This is a genomic window from Paenibacillus sp. HB172176 (assembly GCF_011947265.1).
Taxonomy (GTDB): Bacteria; Bacillota; Bacilli; order Paenibacillales; family Paenibacillaceae; genus Pristimantibacillus.
On record NZ_JAATHD010000004.1, the window covers coordinates 382,101 to 394,678 of the forward strand.

Below are 12,578 nucleotides of genomic sequence, written 5' to 3' on the forward strand. Positions count from 1 at the left end.
GATATAGGAGTTTAAGGCGGTTTCCGGAGTTGGGGCAACTCATGGAAACCGCCTTATTTGCGTTGGGGGTATATGTATATACCCCTAAGGCTGTAGTATATATAATTTTTATAAATAATTTATATTAATATTTTGTAAATAGTATTTGCGATTTACACAATCTATAAAAGTAAAATATATAACATTATTTGGACTTTATTTTCGTAATCTTCATATTACAATTGTTGTTTATCTAAATAATCGTGACGTATACTTTTCAATAGGCATTCTATTGAATAGCCGGAGAAAACCATAGAGAGAATTATAGTTTAGGAGGAAGAGCAGTGAGATCAACAAAGAGAAAGTCGATGATGAATCGCGTGCTGGTGGCATTGATGTGCTGCTTCATGGTGTTCTCCACGTACACGAAGCATATCTTGCCGCTGGTCGAAGCGGTGCCGAGCGAATCGAATGTATTCCTGATGCCGGGAGTTTCCGTAACCGCGAGCGGATCGGATTCCGGCAAGCCGCAGGCGAATGCGATTGACGGCGATACCGTCAGCAATTGGGTATACAACACGGGAACGACCGCGCCCTCCGAGTTGAATCCGGTTTGGCTCAAGATCGACTTGGGCACGGAGGCGACGATCAGCCGATTTGAGCTGAAGCATGCAGGCTCGGGCGGCGATTCTTCCCTGTACAATACGAAGGATTACAAGATTCAAGTCAGCGACGACGATATGGCATGGAACGATGTTGTCTCGGTGACGGACAGCACCTACGATGCATCGACTCATCAGTTGGAGGAGCCTGTAAAGGCGAGATATATCAAGCTGTCCATTACGGATGTAGGAGCCGCGAAGCCGGACAGCACGTATGAGGCGAATGTTTATGAATTCGAGGCTTACGGCCATGTGAACGAGGAGCAAGCCGCAGAATCCCTGCTGATCGAACAGGATGACGAGTGGCGCTATCTTGATGACGGCTCGGATCAAGGGACGGGATGGCGCGAGCTTGCGTTCGACGATGATGCCTGGCAATCCGGACAGGCGCCGCTCGGTTACGCGGGCAGCGGCAAAGGACAGGATCTGAATACGATAATCGGCTACGGCGGCGACTCCGGGAACAAGCATATTACGGCTTATTATCGCAAGAGCTTCCAGGTGGAGGATGCGGATGCGATCAAGCAGCTTAAGGCGGTGCTTGTCCGAGATGACGGGGCAGCGGTCTACCTGAACGGACAGGAGATCTTCCGCAGCAACATGCCGAACGGAACAATCGCCTACAATACGCTTGCTTCAAGCGCGGTAGCGGATGAGCGCGACGAGATTCCGTTCGACATCGATCCTTCCCTGCTCGTTGACGGTACGAATGTCATCGCGGCGGAGGTTCATCAGAACGCGGGTTCAAGCTCGGATACGGATTTCTCCTTGACATTGACTGGCTCGACGCAGGAGCCGGCGAAGAACCAAGGTCTGCTTGGCCAATATTATTCCGGTCTGGGCAGCGGCCAGGATTTCGGCTTCGGCGATTGGAAGACATCGGCGATTGATTCCCAGATCAACTTCAGCAACCTTGATCCGGTGCTGGAAGCGAGAACGGGCTCCCAGGACAGCAGCAATGTGCGCTGGACGGGGCAGATTTTGCCGGAGACGACCGGGGATTATACGTTCTATATGATCGGCGACAACGGCTTCCGTCTGTGGGTTGACGATATGAGCACGCCGATTATCGACTTCTGGCAAAATGTATGGGATGTCGAGCAGACGAGCGAGACGGTGCATCTCGCAGCCGGACAGAAATATCAAATTCGCATCGATTATTTCGAGAATAACGGCGGTTCGAATCTGTACTTGAAATGGTCTGGTCCGAATGTCGTGAAGCAGGTTGTGCCGGAATCGGCCTTCTTCCTGCCGGCAGATTACATCGGCCCTACAAGCGGTTCTGTAACGACGGCCGGCGATCATGCGGCTCTGCATTTTCCTGTTGGCCTGGGAGCTCTGCCCGACGATCTGGCCAGCCATTTGACTGTGAAAGCGGGGAATGATTCCTACGCTGCGGCGGATGTTCAGCTGTTCGCCGAAGATCCGTCGGTGCTTCAGGTGCAATTCAGCAAGCCTGTCGCGCCTGGGGCAGGCGTAAGTCTGCAGTATGACGGCGCGGCGAATTGGAAGAGCGGCGAAGGGGCGACAATTAACGAATTCGCTTTTGCGCTCGCCAATCTATCCGAGTACGTGGACTATTCTCCGATTGCTGCAGCGATGACGCTCTTCAAGGACGCGAAGACAAAGCGCGCCTTCGCCTGGTATTCGCGATATGATATGCCGGATAACGCGCCTGCGAATATTTTGGACAGTATTGTGGAGCTTGTGCCGGCGGATCAAGATTTCAGCTCGGATGCAAAGATCAGAGTGAGCGGAGACTCGCAAATTCTGAACAATTTGAAGATCACCAATTCCACGAACGGCTCATTTATAAGCCACAAGGTGCTGGTGGAAGAACTGGCCCCGGGCATGGCTTACAAATACCGGGTCGGCGCTGACGACAATTGGAGCGAGACAGGGACTTTCACGACGGAAGCCGAAGACGAGAAAACCTTCGATTTCCTCTATATGACCGACTCGCAAGGCGGCAACTCGCAGGAATACAGCGTATGGGGCAATACGCTGCGCAATGCGCTCGAGGATTATCCGAACGCGAAGTTCCTGATGATGACGGGAGACCAGGTCGATGCCGGAGCGCTGGAGTATCAATGGCTGGATTATTTCGGCAAAGCCAAGGATTCGCTCATCCATCTTCCGGTGATGGCTGCCGTTGGCAATCATGAAGGCCCTTATAACGACAATTATTATTATCATTTCAACTATCCGAATGATTCAATTGCCAATCCTCTGCCGCCGGGCAGCGTGTATGCCTATGATTACGGCGACGCTCATTTCATGGTGCTGAACACGATGGATATCGGCTGGGACGACAATCAGAAGAAGGCGTTCGATCAGGAAGTGGAATGGCTGAAGCGCGAAGTGGCGCAGACGGACAAAAAGTGGAAGGTCGTCGCCTTCCATAAAGCGATTTATTCGATGGGCAATCATGCCACGGATTCGGATATTCAAGCGCTGCGGGCAAGAATGTATCCGGTCTTCGACGAGCTGGGCATCGACGTGGTGCTGCAAGGCCATGATCACACGTTCATGCGCTCGCATCAGCTGTACAATAACCAGGTCGTGACGGACATCGATACGGACGGGCAAGGCAATCCGCTCAATCCGGACGGAACCATGTATATCGTCAACAACTCGGCCGGCACGAAGTTCTACGAGCTGAACAACAACGCGAACGGCTTCTACGCGGATGTGTTCGAACAGCCGCATGTGGCGATCTACTCCGGCATTCATTTCACCGAAAACAGCTTCACGATTAATTCGTACAAATCGGGCGAGGATGATCCGTTCGATACGTATACGATTGTAAGGGACGACGGCAAGCCGAATGGGGTTGAGGAGCTTTCCGCAGGCAAGAGCGGCGATGAATCGATTGCGATCTCCTGGAGCAAGCCGGCCGACGCAAGCGCCGAGGATGCCATTCGCGGCTTCCGCATTTATGAGGTGAACGGAAAGCTGGGCCATAACTGGAGCGTGTATGTTCCGGCGACTGCGGGACAAGTCAATTATCAATATGTAGTGGAAAATGCAGACCTGGATCAAAGCTACGACTTTGCCGTGAGGAGCGTGGACAAACGCGACAACTCGGAGGCGGCGATTGTGACGGTTGACGGCAATCTGACAGCAGCTCCGACGGTGCCTGTGGTCAATGACGGCTTCAACACGTTCGGCTGGACCAATGTCCCGGGCTACGATGAGCTGTCGGACTATGAATTCAGCGTGGACGGCGGGGAGACGTGGACGGCAGTTACCGCCAACCCGCAGCCTGTCGGAGACGACGAATATGAAGCGGGCTCGGTGCAGGTTCGCGTGAGAGCGGATGAGGAGACGAACAGGGAAGCGGGTCAGCCTCTGTTGTCCGACAAGCCGTTCACAATCAACGGCATTCATCAGACCTATACGCTGTCGGGCGAGCTGACTCGAGGAGATAAGCTGAAGGTTGATGTTGCAGTTGATCCATTCGCGGATTACAGCGGCGAAGCTTATGTCGTGTTCGAGCTGCTGGACGGCAAGAAGCCGATTCTGATTAACGCGATTCCGATCGGGCAAAGCGAACTGGAATTATCGCAATATTTCAATGTCAGCGGTTCGAATTACAGAGTCAAGGTATTCGTATTCGATTCCTTCGACGGCGAGTCCGATATACCGGTTAATCTATCGCAAACCATAGAGCTGCAGTAATGGAAGGAAAGAGAGGACTGACAACGGTGAAAAGATATATCGCAATGTTGCTGGTCGTCATGTTCGTGCTATCGCCTCTGAAGAGTTACGCGGCGGCGGCCTTCGCGCTCGAATTGAGCGCGGAGGAAGTGCTGCGCGGAGGTGAACTGACGATTCATGGAACGACCTCGAATACAGTGGATGATGTGGTAGTGAAAATCGTAAGCCCTGAAGGCGCGGTATTCTATGTAGATACTCTGTTGCCTGTAGAAGGCGGTTATTCCGTTACGGTCGGCATTCCCGCGGATGAGAATCTTGCTCCTTACGGCAGCTACACCGTCATCGCCGGAGCAGGCTCCGAGAAAGCGACGAAATCGTTCCGGGTTGTCGAGTCGCTCGGCGGCGGAGAAGGCGACGGAGACGGCAACAACGGCGGCGACAGCGATAATGGCGGCAACGGCGACGGCTCTGGTGACAGCGAAAACGGCGGCAACAACGGCGGCGTGACGACACCGCCGACAGATGAGCCGGGCATCCCCGTCGATACGGGAACGGCCGACGGATCGAACCTTCAGCCGGAGGAGGCTGAGGACGGACATTTCCAAATCGGAAGCAGCATCGTCAAGCAGGCTATGAATGACGGCGATGCGGCGATCACGATTCATCTTCCTTCCTCTGCGGCAAGCTCGGGCAAGGCGCTGGATTTGCCCGCGGATACGCTGGATGCTCTGCAGCGGCAGAACAAAAATCTCGTCATCACATCGGGAGAGTTGACCCTCTCCTTCCCTGCGGGCTCATTGCCGGCAACGCCGGCTGACGAGCAGGGTCGGATTCGCATTGTGCTGAACACGGCATGGTCGGATGAAGCGAGCGGCATCGTTCATGACTCGATCTCCAAGCAGCAGGATTATACCGCTACAGGCGTGGTGTTGTCTGCTTCCATCGAGCTCATCTCCGGCGGAGCCTCTACGTCCATCCACGAGATGAAGAAGCCGGTGAAGGTGTCGATCAAGCTGAGCAAGGAACAAGAAGCTCTTATCCAAGATGAACTTGCCGGCGTGTACTACGTGGATGGCAATAACGCGCAATATGTGGGAGGCGCCATTCATAACGGCGAGATTTCCTTCATGGCGGAGCATTTCTCCTATTATGCGATTCTGGAATATGATAAATCCTTCACCGATCTTCGCGGACATTGGTCGGAGAATGCGGTGAAGCGGCTTGCGGCGAAGCATATCGTGACAGGCGTGGACGAGCAGCATTACGCTCCCGAGCTCGATATTACCCGGGCTGACTTTGTCACACTCATCATGCGCGCAATGGAAGGGGAGAGAGAGACAGCCGCAAGCGGCAACGCGAACGCATTCTCGGATGTAATCCCCGGTCAATATTATACCGAATATGTGGCGGCAGCGGCGGAGCTTGGCATTGTGACGGGCTACGACGGCAAATTCAGGCCGGCGGACAAGATTACGCGGGAGGAAGCCGCCGTTGCGCTGATGCGCGCCGCTTCTTATTTCGACTTGAACGCAGCAGTGAACGAAGGTGAGCCTCCATACGCGGATCGGGCTGCCGTATCCGCTTGGGCGGAGGAAGCGGTGAAGGACGCATGGTCGTTCGGACTCATGCAAGGCGACGGCATGAGCTTCAATCCGAAGCATGCGGTAACCCGAGCTGAAGTCGCGGCAGTGATCAACCGGTTAATAGGCTCGTAATCATAAGCAAGCGGGAGGACGACAGACCAATGTTCAAAAAGTTAGGTGCCATCGGCATGATTCTCTGCATTCTATTATCTCTGGCAAAACCGTCGTCTGCGGCAATCGTCTCTGCAGATCCAGTTCAGCCTTTCATCGCGGCAGCGACGACGAATGTCGCTCTGGGAGCGCAGGCAACGGCTACGGGACAATGCGCGGACAATGAAAGCGCCGGCCAAGCTATCGACGGCAGAACGGATACGAAGTGGTGCGAAAATTCCAGCGCTCAGAAGAAATGGCTTCAGCTCGATTTGGGACAGGTATACAACATCAACGAATGGAAGCTGCAGAACGCCTGCATAGGCGAATCCAATCAATGTCCGTATTGGAATACGAAGGATTTCCGTCTGCAGAAGAGCAGTGACGGCGAGGCATGGGAAGATGTCGATGTCGTGACCGGCAATGTACAGACCATCGTTGACCGCTATGTCGAGACCTTCTCAGCGAGATATGTCAGGCTCTATATCGACAAGGGGGCGAGCGACAACAATACCGTTCGCTTGTACGAATTCGAGCTGTACGGAGTGGGCGAGGATCAAATTCCCGTCTATCCCGACGTGAATCTGGAGCCGGTCGATTACGTGGACCCGTTCATTAACACGTTGGGCGATAACGGTCAGACGAATCCGGGACCGACGACGCCGTTCGGCTTGGTGTCGCTCGGCCCGGACACCGACGGCGGAGCTTTCAGCGGCTATTATTATCAGGACAACTATATGAAGGGCTTCTCGCATCTGCGTTTTAGCGGGGTGGGCTGCAGTGGCGCAGGCGGCAACATTCTGATGATGCCGGAGACGCAGACCTTCACGAAGGACAGCAATGTGTACAAGCAGGCGTACGATAAGAGCAGCGAGCAGGCGTCGCCCGGTTATTATACGGTCGAGCTGGCTTCCGGCATCAAGGCCGAGCTTACGGCTTCCGATAACGTCGGCTATCACCGGTACACATTCCCGCAATCAGAGACGGACGGCTCAGTGCTCGTCGATCTAAGCAATTCCTATGCGGGCATGGTGGACGCGAACTTGCTGGTGGAGAACAACAACGAGATTTCGGGCATGATTCAATCCCATAATGTATGCGGACATGGCTATTATACGATGTATTATTCGATCAAGTTCGATCATGATTTTGCATCTTATACAACGTGGAAGGACGATTCGATAGGCAATGTCGATGCGCGCAGCGGCTCGAACAGCGGCGTATGGGCAAACTTCGACACGACGAATGATAAGGTGATTCAAGCGAAGGTGGGCTTGTCCACGATCAGCGTGGATCAAGCGAAGATCGAGCGGGACAGCGACAGCTCGGACTGGGATTTCGATGCGCGGCATGCGGAGACGAGAGCGTTGTGGAGCGAACAGCTCGGCAAGGTGGAGGTGACGGATGCGGATGAGGAGAACAAGACGGTATTTTACACGCAGCTCTATCATTCCTTCCTTCACCCGAATAACGTGACGAGCTCGAATGGCGAATTCCGCGCGGCAAGAGACGAGGATACCATACGGCAAACCTCGGAAATCGGCGAAGATTTCGAGTATTATAACGGCTGGACGACCTGGGATGATTTCCGCAAATATTCCCTGTACTCGCTGCTCGATCCTGAACGCTACAAAAATATGGTGGCTTCGATGATCGACGTCTACAAGACAAGAGGCTCCTATCAGCAATGGGCGGAAGGCTATTGGCCAAGCCCGAGCGTAAGGAATGAGTTCAACGGCGCAGTCATTCTGGACGCGTATGCAAAGGGCTTCTCGTTCAGCGATTATGACATCAATACGGCGCTTCAAGGGATGGCGGTCGACACCGACCATTATTCCGTTAATGACAACGAAATATCGGGCAAGCTCGAGAAGGCCTACAGCGCCTATTATCCGATGAAGCTTGCGGCGCTGCTTGGAGACAAGCAAACGTATGACAAGTACAAAGCCATTGCCTTGTCCTACAAGGAGCTATGGAACGAGGAGCAAGTGGACGAGAAGGGCGTGGAGACCGGCTTCTTCACGCCGAACGGGCAGACGGTGAACAAGAACGATATTACGGCGGTAGACAAATTTGCTTATCAAGGCAATCTGTGGACCTATCGCTGGTTCGTGCCGCAGGATGTGAACGGTCTGGCCGAACTGATGGGCGGCAAGCGGGACATGGCGATCGATCTGCAAACCTTCTTCGCCAAGAATGAATACATGGCGGTCAACGAACCGGATTTGCAGGTGCCGTTCCTGTACGATTATCTCGGCATGCCTTATCTGACGCAATATTATGCGAGAGAGTACACCACGGAAACGGTCATACAGAAGTATCATAATCACGGTCTGTACAATTATCCGCTGGAATCGCGCGTCTACCGCGATGATCCGGAAGGTTATCTGCCGTCGATGGACGATGACGCGGGCGCGATGTCCTCGTGGTTCGTCTACAGCGCGATGGGCCTCTATCCGGGCAATCCGGGAGATCCGTATTATGTGATCGGATCGCCTATCTTCGCGGAGACGAAGCTGAATCTGGATGGCGGCAAGTCCTTCACGATAACAGCTAACGGTGTATCAAGCGAGAATCGCTTTATTCAATCGGCGAAGCTGAACGGCGCGGCATTTGATCAGGCATGGATTTCCTATGAGGATCTGATGGCCGGCGGCACGCTGGAATTCGAGATGGGCCCCGAGCCGAATTACGCATGGGGCGCGGCTGCAAGCGCGGCGCCTCCGACGATGGATTATTCCGCCCCGGTGGATAATCTGATTGCGAACAAGGAACTGATCGCGGAGCATTCCGACTGGAAGTATCTTGATCAAGGCCATTCCGCGGGAGACCATTGGACAGGCGTCGATTACGACGACAGCGCTTGGGCAACGGGCGCGGCCATGCTCGGCTACGACAAGTTCGACAATCCGAATACGATTGTCAGCTACGGTCCGGATGCAACGAGGAAGTATCCGACCACCTATTTCCGCCAAAGCTTCCAAGTAGATGAGCCGTCGGATATTCAGGCGCTGAACGCGACCCTGATTCGCGATGACGGAGCGATCGTCTACTTGAACGGACATGAGATTATTCGCACGAACATGCCGGACGGCGAAGCGACGTATGATACGTATGCGAATGGCACCGTCAATGACGAGCGGGACGGCATCAGCTATACCATTGATCCGAAATATCTGGCGAAAGGCGAGAATGTGATTGCCGCCGAGGTGCATCAAGCGAATGGCACAAGCTCGGATATCGCGTTCTCCCTGACGCTTCAAGGAACGAAGAAGAAGCTTGTTCCGGCTGCTCCAACCGGGCCTGTCGCCGATGACGCGGCGAACACCTTCGGATGGACGAATGTTACGGGCTTCGATGAGCCGTCTGATTACGAATACAGCCTGAACGGCGGAGCAAGCTGGAGACCCGTTGCGGCCAATCCGCAGACATTAGGTCCGGATGCGTATGCGGCGGGAGCGGTTCAGGTCAGAGTGAAAGCGAACGAAGAGGAGGATGTAGCGACGGGGACGGCTTTGCTCTCCGATATCGCGTATACCTCCGACCGCGTGTGGAAGGTCTATAATCTGAATGTGGACGTGAATCGCAGCGGCGGGAATTTGAAGGTTGACGTTGCAGGCGCGCTGACAGGCGATTACGAGGGCCCGGCCGTACTGGTCTTCCAATTAATGAACGGGGAAGACGAGGCGTGGATGTCGAACGCCGTGCCGATTGGCGAAGGCGACTTTCAGCTGTCGCAAATCTTCAACGTCACCGCCGACAAGTATCAAGTGAATGTCTACTTGGCTGATGCGTACAATGGCAATATCTATGATTCCCTCTGGCTTGCCGAGCCGGTTGCGCCGAAGCCGGAGCCTGTGCCGGATGTTGATCCTGGCACGGACCCCGGAACGGACCCTGGCACAGACCCAGGGACTGATCCCGGCACGGATCCGGGAACGGACCCGGAGGATCCCGAGCTCGATCCATTGCCGGTCCCTACGAAGCCGGAGGAGCCGGTCGACGAGGCGTTGACGGTGGAATTCGAGAGCAGGAGCGACTGGTCCGCGGACAAGAATACCTTCAACAACGGTCCGCTCAAGACCGAAGGCAATAACGGAGGCACGACGGTGGGCAACACCTTCACAGGCGCGTGGATGGCCTATGACAACGTTGATTTCGGAGAAGAAGGCAAGAACACCATTACGGTGGAATATGACGCTCCTTCGAACAAGGTGCCGGCGGATGCCAAGCTGGAGCTCCATCTGGGCAGCGTCGACGGCGAGCTCGTTGGAACGATTCCGCTGCCGACAACGGGCAGCGGCTGGGGCAATTATGATACGGTGGATGCCAATCTCAATACGACGGTGAAAGGCATTCAGGATATCTATGTGGTGATGACCGGCACAACCGACAGCGGACATCCCTACATCGGCAATCTGGATCGCATGATTCTCGATTACGAGCAAGTAAGAACAGACTTTGCGCTGTTGCAATTAGAGAGCTATGATCAATGGTCGACGGCGCTTAATCCGGACAAAGGCACGCCGCTCAAGACAGAGAACGGCAAGGATGGGCTGCAGGTCGCGAATACGTACGACGGCGCATGGCTCGCCTTTAACCGAATGGACTTCGGCAGCGAAGGCGTGAATCAACTTTCCATTGAATATTCCAGCAACAGCGGGAATTGCGCACCGGATTCAGCGGTCGAGGTTCGGCTCGGCAGCGTGGACGGAGCTTTGGTCGGCGTGATTCCGGTGCCTCCGACCGCAGGATCATGGGGAACCTACGCTGTGGCGAGCGGTGATTTGACGCAGGCTCTTACCGGCATTCAAGATATCTATCTCGTGCTGACTGGAACGACGGGCAACGGCAAAACCTATCTTGGCAACTTCGATAACGCAAGCTTCTCCGTCAAGGAGATTGTTCCGGAATCCGACTTGACGGTCGAATTTGAGGACAAGAGCGATTGGTCGTCGGAAACGAACGCGTTCAATGGTTCTCCACTTGGTACGGAATCGGGCAATGGCGGAACGGTGGTTAAGAATACATTTGACGGCGCATGGCTCGCCTACAATAATCTTGACTTCGGAGAGCAGGGCAAGAATCATATCGCGATAACGTACACGTCTCCAACGGATAAATCGCCCGCTGGCGTAACGGCGGAGATTCGCCTGAACGACAAGGACGGCGAGCTTCTGGGCACGATCGATTTGCCGAACACGGGCAACGGCTGGTCGACCTATCTGACGGCCGAAGGAGATTTGAATCAGCTCCTCATCGGCGAGCAAACGATTTGTATCGTTTTGAAGGGCGCGACAACGTCTGCGCTGAAGTATCCCGGCAATTTCGATAAGATGATCTTCTCGAAGGTGAACATCGACTAATCTTTTCTTGGCAATAAGCCAAAATGGGCGTACAGCCTCCTTGCTTCCTTCGGGAACAAGGGGGCTGTTGCTATATCGGGTATAAAGGCTTGCATCGCTCCCCAAGAAGGAATAAAATCCATAGCAACGGTTAAAAACGAATGTTCAAGAAGGAGCTGAACCATCATGAAATACAATCGATTAGGCGGGAGCGGATTAAACGTGTCTGCACTGGGACTTGGCACGAACGCCTTCGGCAAACGGGCCGACTTCGAGGCGTCGAAGCAAATTCTGGAGCTGGCGATCGACAGCGGCATCAACTTTATCGATACGGCCAATATTTATGCGGGGACGCAGTCCGAGACAATTATCGGACAAGTGCTCGAAGGTCGCAGGCATGAGGTCGTGCTCGCGACGAAGGCCGGATTGCCGAAGGGGAAAGGCGTTAACGAAAAAGGCTCTTCGCGCTATCATCTCGAGCTGGAGCTGGAGGGCAGCCTGCGAAGGTTGAAGACGGATTACGTGGATCTCTATCAAATCCACACCTTCGATCCGAATACTCCGCTGGAGGAGACGCTCCGTGCGCTTGAGAATATGATCGCTTCCGGCAAGGTCCGTTATATCGGCGCCTCCAACTATTACGCCTGGGAGCTGATGAAGGCGATCGGCATTAGCGAGAAGCTTGGGCTGAACCGCTTCGTCTCCACCCAGGTCAGTTATTCGCTTGCGGATCGCACACCGGAGCGCGAGCTTGTGCCGATGTGCCTCGATCAAGGGGTGGGCGTTATTCCGTATTTCCCGCTGGCGGCAGGCATTCTTACGGGAAAATATAACGAGGGTCAAGCTCCACAGGGGTCGCGGGGGCAGGTGGATCCCGGCTTCTCTCGCTTCATGGGAGAGAATAATATCGAGCTCGGGAAGCGGGTAAGCTCCATCGCCGAGAGGGCAGGCTGCTCGCCAAGCGTATTGTCGACCGCTTGGCTCATGAGTCGGCCGGCCGTATCTACTGTTATCGTCGGCGCTTCGCGCGCTGAGCAGCTTCGGGAGAACGTGAAAAGCGCGGAGTTTGAGCTGACGCCTGAGATTGTGCTGGAGCTGGATGAAGTCAGCGACGCGTTCCGCCACGGCGACCCGATGGCGATCTATCGGCTGTAACGGAGCTATTTGACGCGAGAACAAGAAAACAAAGCCGATACAGC

The 12,578-nt window shown here is 54.5% G+C and carries 4 protein-coding genes; all 4 read left to right on the forward strand.

Going from position 1 to position 12,578, the window contains the following annotated elements; all coding sequences use genetic code 11:
* Positions 1-323 precede the first annotated feature (323 nt).
* Complete coding sequence (locus HFP08_RS08675) at positions 324-4,322, forward strand: discoidin domain-containing protein (protein ID WP_168120185.1); 3,999 nt, start codon at positions 324-326, stop codon at positions 4,320-4,322.
* Complete coding sequence (locus tag HFP08_RS08680; protein ID WP_168120186.1) at positions 4,322-6,016, forward strand: S-layer homology domain-containing protein; 1,695 nt, start codon at positions 4,322-4,324, stop codon at positions 6,014-6,016. Before HFP08_RS08675 ends, HFP08_RS08680 begins: the two co-directional genes overlap by 1 nt.
* A gap of 29 nt (positions 6,017-6,045) precedes the next feature.
* Positions 6,046-11,400, forward strand: a complete 5,355-nt coding sequence (locus HFP08_RS08685) for a GH92 family glycosyl hydrolase (RefSeq protein WP_168120187.1) — start codon at positions 6,046-6,048, stop codon at positions 11,398-11,400.
* 165 nt (positions 11,401-11,565) lie between these two features.
* On the forward strand, positions 11,566-12,534 hold the full coding sequence (locus HFP08_RS08690) for an aldo/keto reductase (RefSeq protein ID WP_168120188.1): 969 nt from the start codon (positions 11,566-11,568) through the stop codon (positions 12,532-12,534).
* The last annotated feature ends 44 nt before the right edge of the window (positions 12,535-12,578 follow it).